The organism is Martinezella sp. CNPSo 3890, assembly GCF_057784455.1.
In genome coordinates, this window is record NZ_JBXSOR010000005.1 from 230,122 (window position 1) to 247,275 (window position 17,154).

Sequence of the window (17,154 nt, forward strand, 5' to 3'; positions counted from 1 at the left end):
GGTGCGTTATCCGATTGTTAACGTCTTCGTTAAAATTTGTTCATGTTAGGAAGCGCGTAAGAAACCATATGTGGGAAGAACGCAACCTCGTCGGCATTGACGATCAGTTCACAGTTTGCGCTATTCCATCCGCTGCATCCATGCACATATAGCCGCCTGAACCTTCGGCTTTTGCAAGCCATGCCATGAAGACGCAAGCAAGCGGCACCTTTGACGCGCCGGTCTCTGCATGGACATGCGTTATGCAAAAGCAGGCCGTGCTAACCGGATATAATAGGATTGTACCATGAAGAAGATCGGTTTCCTTTCATTCGGCCACTGGACGCCCTCGCCCCAGTCGCAAACGCGCTCGGCAGCCGACACGCTGCTGCAATCGATCGACCTTGCCGTCGCGGCGGAACAGCTGGGCGCGGACGGCGCTTATTTTCGCGTGCATCATTTCGCTCGCCAGCTCGCATCGCCCTTCCCGCTGCTGGCAGCTGTCGGCGCCAAGACCAGCCGCATCGAAACCGGCACCGCCGTCATCGACATGCGCTATGAAAACCCGTTCTACATGGCCGAGGATGCGGGCGCTGCCGATCTTATCGCCGGCGGCCGGCTGCAGCTGGGCATCAGCCGCGGCTCGCCCGAACAGGTGATCGATGGATGGCGCCACTTCGGTTATGCGCCGATGGAGGGCGAGAGTGACGCTGACATGGGCCGCAGGCATACGGAAGTGCTGCTCGATCTGCTGCGCGGCGAGGGCTTCGCACAGCCCAATCCTCGGCCAATGTTCCCCAACCCGCCCGGCCTGCTGCGCCTGGAACCCTACTCCGAGGGCTTGCGCGAGCGGATCTGGTGGGGTGCCGGCTCCAACGCCACGGCCGTATGGGCGGCAAAGCTCGGCATGAACCTGCAGAGCTCGACGCTCAAGGACGACGAAAGCGGCCTGCCCTTCCACGTCCAGCAGGCAGATCAGATCCGGCTCTATCGCGAGGCCTGGAAAGAAGCCGGGCACAAGCGCGAGCCGCGGGTTTCGGTCAGCCGCAGCATCTTCGCGCTGGTCAACGATCTCGACCGAGCCTATTTCGGCCAGAGCGGCCAGGATGCAGACAAGATCGGCTTCATCGACGAGAAGACGCGCGCCATCTTCGGCCGCAGCTATGCCGCAGAGCCGGATGTGCTGATCGAACAGTTGGCAAAGGACGAAGCCATCGCCGCGGCCGACACCCTGCTGCTGACGGTGCCGAACCAGCTTGGGGTCGACTATAATGCCCATGTCATCGAGTCCATCCTGACCCATGTCGCGCCGGCATTAGGTTGGCGCTAGGACGGCTGCGGATGGCGAAGGTACGTCTGCCGACGGCGGGGTTGCGTGAGGCAGAAAATGGAAGAAACGAAATTGACCGCCCGCGAAAGCCAGCTTTCGCGGGCGGTCGTTTCAGATTTTACATCATGAGCGGCGCAGGGCTCCGCAGATCAAGCCAGGGCATTGTGACGCCGCAACAGATGAAGCGCTGCCAGCACCAGCAACGCCATCAGCGTGGCAAAGCCGACCAGAGGCCATGCACTATCGCCATCCAGCGCTGTGACGGCCAGAGTCCCGATGAGACTTACGATCAGACTCTGAATGCAGAAATAGAATGCCACGGCCGATCCGGCGATATCGCCGAACTCCGCCAGCGCCCCGTTCGCCGTCACAGATCCCGCAAAGACGATGCCGACAGCCATGATCCACATCGGAAGCACGAAGCTTGCGAAGGACGGCATCCCATAGAGCTGACCGAGACCAAGAGCTGCCGCACCGATCAGAAGCAGTCCCATACCCCGTGCAGCACAGCCCGCAACGCCCCATCTTTCCACAAACAATCGGGCAAAGCGCGCCGTGATAATCATCACGACGGCGACCGTCGCAAATGCGATGCTGAAACCGAGTTCGGAATAACCGGCCCGGCCGATCAGCACGCGCGGAGCGGTCGAGAAGAACACGAAGAATGTGCCCATGCCCGCGCTGAAGGCCAGTGTATAGGTCCAGAACGATCGGCTTTTAAAGATCGGCCATATGGAACGGCGTGGACCGGGGGCGCCCTCGGGGCACGTTTCATGCCATTTCACAACAGCATGGATACTTGCCAGAAGCGCCGGCATCGCGAGCACCATGAAGATGGCACGCCATCCGAACCGGTCGGCGATCATCGCACCGGCTATCGGTCCAAGGGCCGGCACGAAGGACAGGATCGAACCGAATGTGGCATAGATAATGGCCTGTTCAGGACGATTGCCGTAGACATCCCGCACGGTCGCGAAGGTCGCGACCAAGGCTGCCGACGCGCCTATGGCCTGCAGCAGGCGGCATAGCACGAAGACAGGCGCACCCCATGAAAGGGCTGCTCCGAGAGAGGCGACGGCAAATAGAACGGCACCGGAAAGCAGGACCGGGCGGCGGCCGATGCGATCCGAAAGAGGGCCGAACACGACCTGTCCGAGACCCAGCATGATCATATAGAGGCTCAACGTCAGCTGGATCACCGCAGGCGTCGTGTTGAGAATACCGGGCATCGACGGCACGACAGGAAGGTAGATGTCCATGGCCAGTGAAGCGAGGATATCAAAAGGCGCCATCAGCAGCAGTGCCGCCGGCAGCGAATAAGCCCAGGACGGGCGTATGTCAGACATGAGAAAATTCCGCTCGAAAGAGAGATCGGGCGGCGCCTGCCACTGGCATCAATGGGAATGAGTTCGACAGCACGCCGCAACAACAAAAAGCTGTTGCGGCTTATCTATCTGCTGACTTGGAGTTCCCCATGCCGATGGCCTCGTGGCGAGATACGTGATGACCACAGCGTATAGCAGATGACATCGGACCGGGCAATGATGTTGGGACGGGCATGGTCGCAACCACCACATGCAATGCGGCTAGCCGCGCACCGAAAATGAGGTGAAAATCTAATGAATTTTTAACCATGACTATGCCCTAACTGCTTGTAATTTCTTTCTTGGAGCAGATTATGGTGCGCGCATCGAAAATGGACGAGTTGAACGATCGGCTCGACTTTGTTGGACTGGGACAGGATGCCAGGCAGGCTCTTTCGGAGTTGCAGCCGACTATCGAATCGGCCGTCAAAGACGCTCTCGACAGCTTTTACGAGAAGATCACCAAACATCCGGCAATGTCGAAATTCTTTTCGTCGCAGCAGCATGTGCACCACGCCAAATCCAAGCAGCAGGACCATTGGAAGACGATCGCGTCAGGCAAATACGGACCCGATTACGTCGAAGCGGTCTCGGCGGTCGGCAGGACGCATGCCCGCCTCGGTCTCGAGCCGCGCTGGTATATTGGCGGCTACGCCTTGATCCTCGAAGGGATGGTGCGATCGATCGTTGCGCAACAGCTCAATGGCTTCATGCAGCGCAAGCATGAACAAGCCTTGTCGCGGCGGCTCTCGGCGATCGTCAAGGCCGCTCTGCTCGATATGGATTACGGCATCTCGGTTTACCTGCAGGTGCTCGCCGATGAGCGCGACCGCGCGGAGTCCGAGCGGGCTGCTGCACAGCGCGAGCAGGAACGCGCGCTTGATGCACTCGGCATAGCGCTGAACGGCCTTGCGAACGGCGACCTAACGGCTGATATCACAGAAGCCCTTTCGGCTGAATTCGAGGTCCTGAAGAGGAACTACAACGAGTCGCTTGCATCCCTGGGCACTGCAATGCAGCGCATCGAAGATTCGGTAACCCGTGTTCGCGATGAAGCCGGTTCGATCTCGTCTGCTGCTGACAACATGGCAAGGCGCACGGAACAGCAGGCCTCAGCGCTTGAAGAAAGTGCCGCTGCTATCGACCAGATCACCACGATTTCGGAACAGACCGCCGAGCGGACGCGCGAGGTACAGGCAATCGTCAAGGAATCCGCCTCGGAGGCGGAACGGTCGCGCGAGGTCGTGCAGCAAGCCGTGTCCGCCATGGGTGATATCGAAACCTCGTCGCGCAAGATGACCGACATCATCTCCGTCATCGACGACATTGCCTTCCAGACGAACCTTCTGGCGTTGAACGCCGGCGTCGAGGCCGCCAGAGCGGGCGAACAGGGCAAGGGCTTCGCCGTCGTCGCGCAGGAAGTCCGCGAATTGGCGCAGCGTTCGGCAACCGCCGCAAAGGAAATCAAGGATCTGATCGACAGATCGTCAAATGACGTGCGGCGTGGCGTCGAGCTGGTCAACCGGACCGGTGAGGCATTGACTTTGATCGGCAATCAGGTCGCGTCCATCGACCGGAATGTCGGCGCCATCGCCCGCTCGGCGCAGGAACAGGCCGTCGGCATCAGCGAGATCAACTCCGCGGTCCGCAACATGGATCAGATGACCCAGCAGAATGTCGCGCTCATGGAAGAGACGAATGCCTCGACGCGGCACCTCGCCGATATCAGCAACGAACTCGCCGGTCTCGTCGGACGGTTCAAAACGGTGCGTTCGGGAACCCGGACCGGAGCCGTTAGGCTGAAAATCGCGAGCTGACACGGCCGACAACATCGTTAGCATTTTCAATGAGATGGCTTCGGACAATGGTTCGGGGCCGTTTTGCCGCACATTTAGCCCGGCATCTCCTCGATTTCCGCCAGCAGCCATTGGCGAAACATCTTCATGGATGCCGTTTCCGCCCGGGATTTCAGTCGCGTCAGCCAGTAGCTGCCGGTCATCGCCGTGATCTGGAACGGCTGCATGATCCTGCCGGCCTCGATGTCATGCGAAAACATCGCGACGGGCACGAGCGCAACGCCAACGCCTCGCGCAGCCGCCTCCACGAGCGTCAGCGACGAATCGAACATCCAGCCGCGAAGATGCGGCGGGGGCAGACCCGCCACCCTGAACCAGAGCGACCATTCATCTACCCGATAGGATCGCAACAGCTCGACATCGGCAAGATCGGCGGGCTTGCGCAATCGCGCCCCGATATCGGGCGTGCAGACTGGGGAGAGCGGCGCATCCAGCAGATGGATTGCTTCCGTTCCATGCCAAGCGCCGTCACCGAAGCGCAGGAAGAAATCCAGTCCGTCGAGCACCATATCGGCGCGATTGTTGTTGGTCTTCAGGCGCAGATCGACATGCGGGTGCTGCGCCTTGAAGCTCGCGAGGCGCGGCAAAAGCCAGCCGATCGCGAAAGTCCCGACGACGCCGACGGTGAGGATTTCGGCAAAATTCCCCTCTTCCAGTTGACTGAGCGTGGCGCTCATCCGTCGGAAGGCGTCCGTCAGCACTGGCAGCAGTGCGTGCCCCTCATCGGTCAGGGCAAGGCCGCGCGGCAGGCGCTTGAAGAGGGTCACGCCCAGCACGTCCTCCAATGCCTTGACCTGATGGCTGATCGCCGTCTGCGTGACCCGGAGTTCAAGGCCCGCCCGCGTGAAGCTGCAGTGCCGCGCCGAGGCTTCGAACACGCGCAGCGCGTTCAATGGCAGCTGGGAGATCTCCATTTGTGTCCTAAGGCCAAGTTTTTCTCATGTCTAAGCTCAGAATTGATCGTTTGTCTAGGGCAGAAAGCAGAGCCATAGTCTGCCTCGCAAGGTGATTTGCAGGGTCCCAATGACGTCCACGAGACCCGAGACGCACCTCTTTGCTCAACATCAATCGAAGTGGAAACGTGATGACGATCTTATTGTCGCGCCGGCAAAGCCTTGCCGGCAGCTTGCTTGCGCTGCCTGTTCTGGCGGGGTTAAGCGCGGTTGGACGTACTGCAGACGATAATACGGGCGAGGCGCAGCTTGCCGCACTCGAAAGCAAGCATCCGGGCCGCATCTGCGTCAGCATTCTCGACTTGGCAAGCGGCAAGCGCATCGAGCACCGCGCCGGCGAGCGCATCCTGATGTGCAGCACCTTCAAGGCACTGGCCGCAGCTCTGGTGCTTGCCCGTGTCGACAAGGGCGATGAGAAGCTCGACCGGCGCATTCATTACAAGAAGAGCGATCTCGTCGATTATTCTCCGGCGACCAAACCTAACGCCGGAGACAATGGCATGACGGTTGGCGAACTTTGTGCGGCCGCCGTCACGCTCAGCGACAATACCGCGGCCAATCTGTTGCTCGCGAGCTTTGGCGGCCCAAAGGCGGTGACGGCTTTCTGCCGTAGCCTCGGCGACGATCTCACGCGCCTTGACCGCACAGAACCTACATTGAACTACCACGACACCCCGGACGATCAACGCGATACGACGACAGCTTCGGCGATGCAGGAAAACCTGCGTCGGCTTCTGTTCACCGATATACTGACAGCCGCCTCGCGATCGCAACTGGCCGCCTGGCTGATCACCAACAAGACGGGAGACACCCGACTGCGCGCCGGCCTTCCGAAGGATTGGCTGGTGGGCGACAAGACCGGAACAAACGGTGACAAATACGGCAATGCCAACGACATCGCGGTGCTATGGCCATCGAAGCGCGCCCCTATCATCGTAACGGCCTATTGCGAGATCCCCACCATTGTAGCTGACGAACGCAACGCCATCATTGCCGAAATCGGCCGCATCGCCGCAGCGATCTGAATTCATCGCGCCGGATAACAGCCGCCAATCATCGCTTCCTTTTCGACCGTGCGATCTTTCACGGTCGATCATCACAATGAGGATATCATCTTGAATATACGTGCCAATTCTTTGCAGAAGCTCGGTATCGTCGCAGGCTGCCTTTTCTATGGGGTCAGTGCCCACGCCGCCGAAGTCAATGATCGGGAGCAGCTGGAGCGAGCTGTCAACGAGATCATTCGTCCGCTCATGAAGGATAACGACGTACCGGGTATGGCGATTGCGATTACCGTCAAGGGCAAGCGCTACATCTTCAATTACGGCGTCGCCTCGAAGGAGAGCGGCCAGAAGGTAACGAACGACACGATCTTCGAGCTCGGCTCCATCAGCAAGACCTTTACGGCAGCCCTTGGCTCCTACGCCCAGATCAGCGGAAAGCTCTCCTTCTCCGACAAGGCAACGAAATATATGCCGGAACTTGCGGGTACCAGTTTCGACAAGATCAGCCTCCTCGATCTCGCCACATATTCGGCCGGCGGTCTGCCTCTGCAGTTTCCCAACGGGGTAACGGATCAGGACAAGATGGTTGCCTATTATCGCAACTGGCATCCTTCCTTCGCGCCCGGCACGTATCGGCAATATTCCAACCCCAGCATCGGCCTGTTCGGTTATCTGGCAGCGCAGGCCATGGGCGAACCGTTCGACAGGCTGATGCAGGACAAAATTCTTTCCGGTCTCAACCTCAACCACACCTATATCCGCGTTCCACCGGCTGAGATGAGCAACTATGCCTATGGCTATTCGAAGCAGGGCAAACCAATCCGCGTCAATGGCGGCGTCTTCGACACGCAGGCCTATGGCATCAAGACTACAGGCTCCGACATGCTTGCTTTTCTCGAGGCCAATATGGGTGAAGCAAAGCTCGACGGCACACTTCAGCGTGCAATCGATGCGACGCATGTCGGTTATTACCGCGTCGACAACACGACGCAGGCGCTCGGCTGGGAAATCTATGCCTATCCGACGACGCTTGCCCGGCTGCTTGCCGGCAATTCCTCCGACATGGCGCTTGAGCCCCACAAGATCACCCGGCTCGACCCACCTCAACAGCCACGCAAGGATGTCCTTCTCAATAAGACAGGCTCAACGAATGGCTTTGGCGCATACGCAGCCTTCATACCGGCCCGGCAGATCGGCATCGTTCTGCTGGCAAACAGGAATTTTCCGATCCCTGCACGCGTTTCGTCGGTCTACAAGATCCTGACTGCCGTCGAAAATCTGGCGGGATCGAAGGAGGCAAAGTAGAGACCGGGCTCTAAGGCTTGGTCCGCTCCAACGAACGGCCGACCTCGGCAAAAGCTGACGGGTCGGCCAGTATCATTTCACACAGCGCCATTCGCCAAGCCGCTGACATATATTATGACGATATCCCATAGAACGCTAAGTTCAGGTCATGAAGAGGTCGCGATCGCCGGATACCGCCGGGTCAGGCGATGGCAAGTTCGCCTGCTTCCTGCCAATTGCGCAACAAGGCAAAAAGCTCCTCGCGATCCTTCACATCGAGCTGCGGCACGCCGGGAACGCGAACAGGGCCGACCTTCAGGCCGGAAAAGGTGACGGCCTCCTTGACGACGGTGACGTTTGTTCCGTTGCGGAACTTGGTGCGCATGCGTTCGAAGGGCTCGAGCTTGTTGACGATGGCGCGGGCAGCGGCAAAATCGCCCTTCTCCAAAGCCGCATGCACAGCAAGCGACAGTTTCGGAGCAACGTTGACGAGGCCCGACGTGAAGCCCCTTGCGCCGGCGGCGGCGAATGTCGGGGCCCAGCTCTCAGCGAGACCGCAGACGAACAGCGCGCCGTTCGGATCGGAAGCTGCAACCGCCCGTGAAAGCAGCATCAGATCCGTTGTCGCGAACTTGATGCCGGCAATGTTGCCGTGACCGGCCAGACGGACCATGTCGTCAACGCTGAAGCCTTCGGCACGGACATAGGCAACGAGCGGGAGCGGCGAAGCCTCCGCCAGATCGCGAAAATAGTCGATCTGCGAACCGGGTGCGGCGAACGGATCCACCGGTTGATGCGACATGACGGCGGAGGCGCCGATTGAGGCAGCATCCTTCGCCATCTGGATCGCCTCGCGCAATGAGCGGCCGATCGCTGCCGTCACCGGCGCCTTGCCGTCGACACCCTTGATCGCAGCTTCGTGGACTTGGCGGATCTCTCCCGGAGTAAGTGCATAGAATTCGCCCGTATTGCCCGCTGCGACGATGTTATGAATCCCGGCAGCCGCTACCCGCTGATAGACTTGAGCGGTCACGCGCGGTTCCACTTCGCCCCTCCCATCATAGGCCGTGACCGGAACACCGGAGACGCCGGTCAGCACCTGCCGCATGGTTTCAATGCTCATCTTCCTACCCTTACCCTTTATCATCCATCGGGACGCAAACGAGGAGGCGTAAAGAAGTCATCCCCTCGCCTTCGCCCCATTCAATTCCCTATACGCCCTGAAACATGCGGGCGCGTGCATTCAAGATATGTCGCTTCATGGCATCGTGAGCCTCAGTCTCCTGCCGCGCGAAAATCGCCTGCACGATGACGGCATGCTCATCCTGAACACTGCGGATCTGCTCGGGCGTCCGCTTGAGGCTGAGGCTGCGGGTCACGGAATGACCGATAGCGAAATGTGGCCGGAACAATTCACGGACGGTAATATGGAACTGATTGCCAGTCGCGATCGCAATGGCGTCGTGCAGCTCCTGATCCTCTTCCGCGCCAAGCCGGCCCTCGCGAAGACATTGTTCGATCTTTTGAAGCGCTGCGGTGATCCGTTCCTTATCGTCAGCCTGCCAGTTGCGCGCCGCAAGCTCGGCGGCCTCGGCCTCGAGCCCGGCGCGAAATTCGAAAAAGCGCTGGACATCGGCAAGCGACCCTACGGGCACCATTTTCAGGACCGAGGAATCCGGCCTTTGCCTTACATAGGAACCCGACCCCTTGCGCGACACGATCAGGCTGTCGGCACGCAGTCTCTCCAGGGCGTCGCGCACGACGGGTCGTGACGCGCCGAACATGTCCGCGAGCTTGGCTTCCGCCGGCAGCCGCTCATTCACCGGAAAGGTTCCATCCGCAATCATGGCGACGATCCTCTCATAGATGATGTCGCCGAAGCGCGTCGCGCCCGCACCGGAATCGTTGGCGACAGAGAGTTTCATCATCGTCCTTCATGAATGCTGGCCGGCGACAGCCATAGCGCATTTCCTGCGCGACAGGACTACTAAATCTGTAAAAATCTGTCAACTCTTGTAATTATCTGAGAACGTAATATGGTCTCGACGCTGCGCCAGAGGGGTGCATGGCGACGGGACGGGAGCCTGTCGCCTCGGTCGAGGCAAAGCCCGGCCGAAATCAAAACGGGAGGGATTCGATGCGCGATGAAATATTGTCCCGCGGCGTGAGCAGGCGTGCCGTCCTCGGCGGTATGGCGGGCATGGCAGCCCTGTCTCTGGCCGGTCGTGTCAACGCTGCCGATGCAGGCGGTGAGGCACCCGCCCTGGCTGCGCTCGTCAAGGATGGCAAGCTGCCGCCGCTGGCCGACCGACTGCCGAAAAAGCCGATGGTCGTCACCCCTTATGAAAAAGTCGGCACCTATGGCGGCACCTTACGGCGCGGCCTGCGAGGCTCGTCCGACCACAACGGTATCCTGCGCATGGTGGGCAACCAGAGTCTGGTGCGCTGGAATCTCGAATTCACGCAGGTTCTGCCGAACCTCGCCGAACGTTGGGACGTCAATGCCGACGCCTCGCAGTTCACCTTCTATCTCATTCAAGGCGCACGCTGGTCCGACGGTCAGCCATTCACGGCGGATGACGTCGTTTTCGCCATCGAGGACTGCGTCAAGAATACCGATCTCTATAGCGCAACGCCGGCTCAGCTCTCCGTTGCCGGCAAGGCAGTCGATGTCACGAAGATTGACGACTATACGGTGAAATTCACCTTTGCCGCTCCGAACGCGCTTTATCTGGAAAATCTCGCCACCCCGCTCGGCCAGCATCCAACGCTGTTTCCGAAGCACTATTGCAGCCAGTTCTTGCCGAAATACAATCCGAACGTCGCGGAGGATGCGAAGAAGGCCGGCGTCAGCAGTTGGCCCGAACTCTTCCGCGCACGCTGCGGCGACATCGAAATCCCCTCACGCTGGGGCAATCCGGACAAGCCGACGCTCGATCCCTGGGTCGTCAAGGAACCCTATACCGGCGGAGCAACCCGTGTCGTCATGACCCGCAACCCATACTTCTGGCAGGTCGATACCTCAGGCAACCAGCTTCCGTATGTCGACGAGATCAATTTCGGCATCTCGCAGGATGTGGAATCGCTGATGCTGAACGTCATTTCCGGCAAGATCGATATTCAGGAGCGCCATATCAGCGTGCTGGCCAACAAGCCGACGCTCTCGCAGAACATGAAGAAAGGCGATTATCGCCTTTTAACCCTTGTCCCTTCCACCTCGCAGCAATGCCAGATCTACTTCAACATCACCCATAAAGATCCGGCCATGCGCAAGATGTTTGCCGACAAGTCGGTCCGGCAGGCGCTCTCGCTCGGGATCAATCGACAGGAAATCATCGACATCGTCTATTTCGGCCAGAGCGAGGGATACCAGGCCGGGCCGCGACCGGAGCATCCCTGGTACAATGAAAAATATGCCCGCCAATTCACCAACTACGATCCGGACAAGGCCGGAGCCATGCTCGATGAGGCCGGCTACGGCAAGAAGGATGCAAACGGCTTCCGCCTGAGGCCGGACGGCCAGAAAGTCTTCTTCGCCGTCGACGTCATACCGACCCTCTATCCCGATCTGGTCGACGCCCTCGAACTGGTGAAGGCGCATTGGGCCCAGATCGGCGTCGACATGAAGGTCAATACGATCGAGCGTGCGCTCTACTACACTCGAGGCGACGACAATGCCCATGATGCTCAGGTCTGGCCGGGGCCTGGCGGCCTCGATCCGATGCTCGATCCGCGCGATTTCTTCGCTTTCCACCCGCAGGGTTCGCGCTACGCCATTCCATGGTCGGTCTGGTACACCTCGAATGGCAAACAGGGCGAGGAGCCGCCGGAGAGCCAAAAAAAGCGCATGAAGCTTTTCGACGAGGCACGCTCGACGGCCGATCTCGACAAGCGCGGCGCCGTCATGAAGCAGATCTTCGACATCGCCGCCGAAGAATTTGAAACTGTTGGGCTTTGCCTTGCCGTCGGCGGTTTCGGCATCATCCGCAATAACCTGCACAATGTTCCGGAAAAGCAGCCGGACAGCTGGTCCTGGCCCAATCCGGGACCGGCCATGCCGCAGCAATTCTTCTTCACCAGTTGATTGCGCCGATCAAGCGCCGCCTTGCACGGGCGGCGCTTTCCTTGATGCGGAGCTGCCCGTGGCAGCACTCACTGCGAGAAACAGCCATGCTGGTCTTCATCGGTAAACGCCTCTTGTGGATGATCCCATCCCTTTTCGCCATCAGCTTCCTGGCCTTCGTGCTGATCCAGCTGCCTCCCGGCGACTATGTGACGACCTACATCGCCACGCTCGCCTCTTCGAATGAAGTGGTCGATCAGAACACAGCTGCGCAATTGCGCGAACGCTTCGGCCTCGATCAGCCGATGCTCATCCAATATCTGAAATGGATGTGGGGCATTCTTTCGCGCGGCGATTTCGGTATTTCGTTCGAATGGCAGCAACCGGTCTCGGGCCTGATTTGGGAGCGCATGGCGCTGACGCTCATTCTGGCGCTTGCAGCGCTGATCGCGACCTGGGCGATCGCGCTGCCGATCGGCGTCTATTCCGCCGTCAAGAAATATTCGATCGGCGATTATTTCTTTACCGCCTTCACCTTTCTCGGGCTTGCCATCCCCTCCTTCCTACTGGCGCTGGTGCTGATGTATGTCGCAGCCGTCGAGTTCGGCCAGGATGTCGGCGGTCTGTTCTCCACCGAATTCGAGACGGCACCCTGGAGCATCGCCAAGATGGTGGATCTGCTCTCGCATTTGTGGCTGCCGGTCGTCATTCTTGCCGTTTCTTCTACCGCAAGCCTCATCCGCGTCATGCGCGCCAATATGCTCGATGAGTTGCCGAAACCCTATGTGACGACGGCGCGCGCGAAAGGCCTCTCCGAGTTCCGGCTGCTGGTCAAATATCCGCTGCGCATAGCGCTCAATCCGTTCATCTCCACCATCGCATGGCTGCTGCCCAATCTCATTTCGGGCTCAGTCGTCGTCGCGATCGTTCTCAACCTGCCAACGGCGGCGCCATTGCTGCTGCAGGCGCTGATGGCGCAAGACATGTACCTGGCCGGTGCCTTCGTGCTGCTGATCTGCGCGCTGACGCTGATCGGGTCACTCATCAGTGACATTCTGCTTGCCCTTGTCGATCCCCGTATCCGGTTGGAATAGGAGCAGCCCATGGCCGATATCGCCGTCCCGAACCTGCGCCCTGACCGAAACGCCGTCGCCTCGCAATGGCAGCTGATCTGGTGGGCTTTCCGCCGCCACAAGCTTGCCATGGTCGCCCTCGTCGTCACCATATTGATGTATATCGTCGCGGTCGCGCCCGGCTTCTTTGCCATCAATGACCCCAATCAGCAGAATGCACGCGCAACCTTTCACCCGCCGCAGAAGGTCCACTTCTTCGATACGGACAACGGCTTTTCCTTCGGGCTGCACTACTATCCGCTAAAGCTCACACGCGATCCGGAAACGCTTGCGCCGATCTTCAAGGAAGACACGACCAAGCGCGTCTCAATCAGCCTGTTCGGTCGCGGCTACGAATATTCCGTACTCGGGCTCTTCACGAGCAACATTCACCTGCTGGCCTCCACGGACAAGACGACACCGCTTTTGCTGTTCGGCGCAGATCGGCTCGGCCGCGACGTCTTCAGCCGCACCGTCCAAGGTGCGCAGATTTCGCTATCGATCGGCCTCGTCGGTGTGTTCTTTTCGCTTCTACTCGGTATCGTTCTTGGAGGAGTTTCAGGCTATTACGGCGGAAAGCTCGACTTCTTCATCCAGCGCCTGATCGATTTCGTGCTCTCCCTGCCGACCATTCCGATCTGGCTTGCCATGGCGGCGGCCCTGCCGCAGGGCTGGCCGGCGGCACTGCAATATATGATGATCACGATCATCCTGTCCTTGACCGGCTGGGCGCAGCTTGCCCGCGTCGTGCGCGGCCGCTTTCTGTCGCTGCGAACGGAAGAGTTTGTCGCCGCAGCCAGACTCGACGGCGCCAGCGAAGGGCGCATCATCTTCCGCCATATGCTGCCGAGCTTCGCCAGCCACATCATAGCCTCGATCACGCTTGCCGTGCCGGCGATGATCCTAGCCGAGACATCCCTCTCCTTCTTGGGGCTCGGCCTGCAGCCGCCGACCATTTCCTGGGGCGTGTTGCTGCGCGAGGCGCAGAACATTCGCTCGATCGCAACCGCACCATGGCTCTTCCTGCCAGGTGTCGCCGTCGTCATTGCCGTCATGGCCCTGAACCTTCTCGGCGATGGCCTGCGCGATGCGGCCGATCCCTACAACAAATGAGGCGGGTATGACCGATATCGTTTCCATGAACACCTCCCGCCCTTTGCTGCAGGTCAAGAATCTCACCGTCGACTTCCCCTTGAGAAAAGGTATTTTCCGCGCGGTCGACAATCTCTCCTTTGCCATCGAGCCTGGAAAGACGCTTTGCGTCGTCGGCGAGAGCGGCTCGGGCAAATCCGTTACTGCACGCTCGATCCTGCAGATCGTCGATGCCCCCGGCCGCATCACCGGCGGCTCGATCATTCTGAACGGTGCTGGCGGCAGTTCGGTCGATCTCGTCAGGCTCAATCCGCGCGGGCGGCAGATCAGGTCGATCCGCGGGCGCGACATTGCCATGATCTTTCAGGAGCCGATGGCGTCACTCTCGCCCGTCCACACCGTCGGCGACCAGATCATGGAGGCGCTGCGCCTTCATACGAGGATGAGCAAGGCCGAGGCGCGAGCCGAGGCGATCTCGCTTTTGAAACAGGTGGAAATCCCCTCACCCGAAAAGGCGATCGACCGCTACGCTTTTCAATATTCGGGCGGCATGCGTCAGCGTGCCATGATCGCCATGGCGCTTGCCTGCAAGCCGCAGCTTCTGATCGCCGACGAGCCGACGACGGCACTTGATGTCACGACGCAGGCCGAAATCCTCGACCTCATTGCCCGGCTGCAGAAGGCCAATGGCATGGCGGTGCTGTTTATCACCCACGACATGGGCGTGGTCGCGCAGATCGCCGATGACGTGCTCGTCATGCACAATGGCGTCGTTAGGGAATACGGTCCGGTCGAGCAGATCTTCCATGCGCCGAAGGACGATTATACCCGCATGCTGATCGGCTCGGTGCTGAAGCTCGAGAGGAAAGCCGAAATCCGGCTGGCGCGACCGCCGCTCGACAAGACCGCTGCCCCGATCCTTGAACTGCGCAACGTGTCGATGGCCTTCGGCGAGGTTCGTGCTCTCAACGACGTCTCGATCTCGCTTCTGCCGCGCGAAACGCTTGGGATCGTCGGCGAGAGCGGATCGGGCAAGACGACGATGGGCCGCTCGATCATGCGCCTTATCGATCCGAGCGCAGGCGAGATCCTCTATCGCCGCGCCGATGGCGACGTCACCGACTTGGCAAGCGCCAAGGGGGCGGCCCTTGCGGCAGCGCGCCGCGAGCTGCGCATGGTGTTCCAGGACCCATTCGGCTCGCTCAATCCGCGCATGACGGTCTCGCAGATCATTGGTGAGCCATTGCTTGTCAACGGCATCGCCAGGGGCCGGGCGCTCGACGAGCGCGTCTGCCATCTGATGGAGCAAGTCGGTCTCGATCCGAGGGCGCGCGAGCGCTATCCGCATGCCTTCTCAGGCGGTCAGCGTCAGCGCATCGGCATTGCCCGCGCCATTACCCTCAATCCTCGCGTGATCGTCGCGGACGAGGCAACCTCGGCTCTCGATGTTTCCGTCCGCTCGCAGGTGCTCGATCTCCTTATGCGGCTGCAGGACGAACTTGGCCTCGCTTATATCTTCATCAGTCATGATATCGGCGTCATCCGCTACATGTGCGACCGCGTCGGCGTCATGTACAAAGGGCGCCTCGTCGAGGTCGGCGATGCCGACAAGGTCTGCAATGCACCCGAACATGCCTATACGCAGGCGCTGATTTCGGCGATCCCTCGCCCTGACCCTCGCGACAGGGATCACTCGCGGCGGTTCCGCTATGTCGAGCCCGAAACCGTGAAGAACGGGAGCGCGGCGTGATGCCTTCCCTCGACAACGCCGCAACGCCCATTTTCCACGAGCCAGGCTTCCCCGCGATGCGCGCAATGATTTCCCCACCTGCGGCAGCTCCCATGCCGCATTCATGTCAATCGATAGAAGGAAGACAAGATGAAGATCGACCGCATGCGGGTATTCGTGACCCGCGACAAGGATCGTCCGCGCGTCATCGTGGCGCTGGATACGGACGATGGACTGACGGGCTGGGGCGAGTGCTACAATCACGGCCCCGATTTGGCACTGCCGCCGATTCTCGACTATCTCTACGGTTTCCTCGCCGGCAAGGATCCAAGCCGGATCGACTATCTCGTCAACCTGCTGATCCAGCAGAGCCGCTTCCCGCCGGGCGCGCTTGGCCTTTCGGCGATTTCCGCGCTCGATCACTGCCTCTGGGATCTCTCGGCCAAGGCCCTCAACGTTCCGGTCTACAAGCTGCTCGGCGGCGCGGTGCGCGATCGCATCAAGGTCTATGCCGGCGTCTATACCGCTCCGGATGCGCCGGCTGCGCGCGATGAGCTCGACCGTCTGAACGCCGAATGGGGCTTTACCGCCTTCAAGCTCAGCCCATGGCGCATCGACATGCACGCCCATCGCTGGGGCAATGTCGTCAAGGCATCGGCCGACTATTTCCGTTCGCTGCGCGAGACCGTGCGCGACGACTATGAGATCGCCTTCGACGCCCATGCGAAAATCTTCGAGCCGGTCGCCGCTCGCCAGCTCGGCAATGCGCTGGCTCCTTATGATCCGCTTTTCTATGAAGAGCCGCTCCGGCCCGAAAACATCGAGATGTGGGGCGAGCTGAAACAGGGCCTCAATTGCGTGCTCGCGACCGGCGAGTCCCTCTATAATCGCAACGAGTTCCTGCGCCTGCTGCAGGTCAAGGGCGCCGACCTGATCCAGCCCGACATCTGCGTCGTCGGCGGCATCAGCGAGATGCGGCGCATCGCGACGATCGCCGAGGCGCATTTTGTCGGCGTTGCTCCGCACAACCCGATGGGGCCGCTCGCGACCGCCGTCAACGTGCATTTCTCGGCCGCCGCACAGAACTTTCGGATACTCGAATACCGGCTGCCGAAGGGTCAGGCCTACGTCTATGGCGGCAACGAAGTCGAACAGCGACAAGGCGAAACCCGCTATGTCGTCGACCCCTATCTGCCGAAGGACGGTTATCTCGAGCTTAGACCCGATCGGCCCGGCTGGGGCGTCGAGATGGACGAAAAGGCCATGGAAGAGGAAGGTTATATCCATTGGCAGCGGCGCGTGCCCAAGCGTCCGGATGGTTCCTACGCCTTTGCGTGAGCTTGGTATCAGCACCTGAAAAAATTGGGGCGGCCATCAGGCCGCCCCTC

The 17,154-nt window shown here is 60.1% G+C and carries 13 protein-coding genes; 9 read left to right on the plus strand and 4 right to left on the minus strand.

The window, feature by feature from the left end; translation table 11 throughout:
* The first annotated feature begins 286 nt into the window (after positions 1 to 286).
* Entirely contained in the window at positions 287 to 1,309 is a 1,023-nt protein-coding gene (locus AC13RC_RS15645; protein WP_113333283.1) for an LLM class flavin-dependent oxidoreductase, read from the plus strand.
* A 149-nt stretch (positions 1,310 to 1,458) separates the two neighbouring features.
* On the opposite strand, the gene cml is transcribed toward AC13RC_RS15645, so the two are convergent.
* Positions 1,459 to 2,655, minus strand: a complete 1,197-nt coding sequence (gene cml, locus AC13RC_RS15650) for a CmlA/FloR family chloramphenicol efflux MFS transporter (RefSeq protein WP_488557695.1) — start codon at positions 2,653 to 2,655, stop codon at positions 1,459 to 1,461.
* A 332-nt stretch (positions 2,656 to 2,987) separates the two neighbouring features.
* On the opposite strand from cml, the gene AC13RC_RS15655 reads away from it, so the two are divergent.
* Positions 2,988 to 4,490, plus strand: a complete 1,503-nt coding sequence (locus AC13RC_RS15655; RefSeq protein ID WP_488557696.1) for a methyl-accepting chemotaxis protein — start codon at positions 2,988 to 2,990, stop codon at positions 4,488 to 4,490.
* A 74-nt stretch (positions 4,491 to 4,564) separates the two neighbouring features.
* Here the strand turns inward: AC13RC_RS15655 and AC13RC_RS15660 are convergent, their stop codons facing one another.
* Complete coding sequence (locus tag AC13RC_RS15660; protein ID WP_488557697.1) at positions 4,565 to 5,443, minus strand: LysR family transcriptional regulator; 879 nt, start codon at positions 5,441 to 5,443, stop codon at positions 4,565 to 4,567.
* A 170-nt stretch (positions 5,444 to 5,613) separates the two neighbouring features.
* On the opposite strand from AC13RC_RS15660, the gene bla reads away from it, so the two are divergent.
* A complete protein-coding gene (bla, locus tag AC13RC_RS15665) occupies positions 5,614 to 6,507 on the plus strand; it encodes a class A beta-lactamase (protein ID WP_488557698.1) in 894 nt (297 codons plus the stop codon).
* 111 nt (positions 6,508 to 6,618) lie between these two features.
* Complete coding sequence (gene ampC / locus AC13RC_RS15670) at positions 6,619 to 7,791, plus strand: class C beta-lactamase (protein WP_488557776.1); 1,173 nt, start codon at positions 6,619 to 6,621, stop codon at positions 7,789 to 7,791.
* A gap of 181 nt (positions 7,792 to 7,972) precedes the next feature.
* On the opposite strand, the gene AC13RC_RS15675 is transcribed toward ampC, so the two are convergent.
* Together AC13RC_RS15675 and AC13RC_RS15680 are read right to left on the minus strand one after the other, a co-directional pair.
* Positions 7,973 to 8,893, minus strand: coding sequence for a dihydrodipicolinate synthase family protein (locus AC13RC_RS15675; protein ID WP_488557699.1), 921 nt, complete (start codon positions 8,891 to 8,893; stop codon positions 7,973 to 7,975).
* An 88-nt stretch (positions 8,894 to 8,981) separates the two neighbouring features.
* The gene (locus AC13RC_RS15680) at positions 8,982 to 9,695 is read right to left on the minus strand and encodes a FadR/GntR family transcriptional regulator (RefSeq protein WP_069614737.1); all 714 of its coding nucleotides are present in this window, start codon (positions 9,693 to 9,695) and stop codon (positions 8,982 to 8,984) included.
* A gap of 212 nt (positions 9,696 to 9,907) precedes the next feature.
* Between AC13RC_RS15680 and AC13RC_RS15685 the strand changes: the two genes are divergently transcribed.
* The 5 genes from AC13RC_RS15685 to AC13RC_RS15705 all read left to right on the plus strand — a co-directional run bounded on the left by AC13RC_RS15685 (position 9,908) and on the right by AC13RC_RS15705 (position 17,104).
* The gene (locus AC13RC_RS15685) at positions 9,908 to 11,854 is read left to right on the plus strand and encodes an ABC transporter substrate-binding protein (RefSeq protein ID WP_112722391.1); all 1,947 of its coding nucleotides are present in this window, start codon (positions 9,908 to 9,910) and stop codon (positions 11,852 to 11,854) included.
* 86 nt (positions 11,855 to 11,940) lie between these two features.
* Positions 11,941 to 12,927, plus strand: a complete 987-nt coding sequence (locus AC13RC_RS15690; protein ID WP_152095474.1) for an ABC transporter permease — start codon at positions 11,941 to 11,943, stop codon at positions 12,925 to 12,927.
* A gap of 9 nt (positions 12,928 to 12,936) precedes the next feature.
* Entirely contained in the window at positions 12,937 to 14,058 is a 1,122-nt protein-coding gene (locus tag AC13RC_RS15695) for an ABC transporter permease (RefSeq protein WP_488557700.1), read from the plus strand.
* Positions 14,059 to 14,065: 7 nt separating this feature from the next.
* On the plus strand, positions 14,066 to 15,787 hold the full coding sequence (locus AC13RC_RS15700) for an ABC transporter ATP-binding protein (protein WP_488557701.1): 1,722 nt from the start codon (positions 14,066 to 14,068) through the stop codon (positions 15,785 to 15,787).
* Between the two features lie 129 nt (positions 15,788 to 15,916).
* Positions 15,917 to 17,104: a galactarate dehydratase gene (locus tag AC13RC_RS15705; protein ID WP_488557702.1), complete on the plus strand. Its 1,188-nt coding sequence runs from the start codon at positions 15,917 to 15,919 to the stop codon at positions 17,102 to 17,104.
* The last annotated feature ends 50 nt before the right edge of the window (positions 17,105 to 17,154 follow it).

Bases quoted from the DNA above. Each gene is read 5' to 3' on its own strand.
- AC13RC_RS15645 (WP_113333283.1), top strand. From the start codon at position 287: ATGAAGAAGATCGGTTTCCTTTCATTCGGCCACTGGACGCCCTCGCCC.
- cml (WP_488557695.1), bottom strand. From the start codon at position 2,655: ATGTCTGACATACGCCCGTCCTGGGCTTATTCGCTGCCGGCGGCACTG.
- AC13RC_RS15655 (WP_488557696.1), top strand. From the start codon at position 2,988: ATGGTGCGCGCATCGAAAATGGACGAGTTGAACGATCGGCTCGACTTT.
- AC13RC_RS15660 (WP_488557697.1), bottom strand. From the start codon at position 5,443: ATGGAGATCTCCCAGCTGCCATTGAACGCGCTGCGCGTGTTCGAAGCC.
- bla (WP_488557698.1), top strand. From the start codon at position 5,614: ATGACGATCTTATTGTCGCGCCGGCAAAGCCTTGCCGGCAGCTTGCTT.
- AC13RC_RS15675 (WP_488557699.1), bottom strand. From the start codon at position 8,893: ATGAGCATTGAAACCATGCGGCAGGTGCTGACCGGCGTCTCCGGTGTT.
- AC13RC_RS15680 (WP_069614737.1), bottom strand. From the start codon at position 9,695: ATGAAACTCTCTGTCGCCAACGATTCCGGTGCGGGCGCGACGCGCTTC.
- AC13RC_RS15685 (WP_112722391.1), top strand. From the start codon at position 9,908: ATGCGCGATGAAATATTGTCCCGCGGCGTGAGCAGGCGTGCCGTCCTC.
- AC13RC_RS15690 (WP_152095474.1), top strand. From the start codon at position 11,941: ATGCTGGTCTTCATCGGTAAACGCCTCTTGTGGATGATCCCATCCCTT.
- AC13RC_RS15695 (WP_488557700.1), top strand. From the start codon at position 12,937: ATGGCCGATATCGCCGTCCCGAACCTGCGCCCTGACCGAAACGCCGTC.
- AC13RC_RS15700 (WP_488557701.1), top strand. From the start codon at position 14,066: ATGACCGATATCGTTTCCATGAACACCTCCCGCCCTTTGCTGCAGGTC.
- AC13RC_RS15705 (WP_488557702.1), top strand. From the start codon at position 15,917: ATGAAGATCGACCGCATGCGGGTATTCGTGACCCGCGACAAGGATCGT.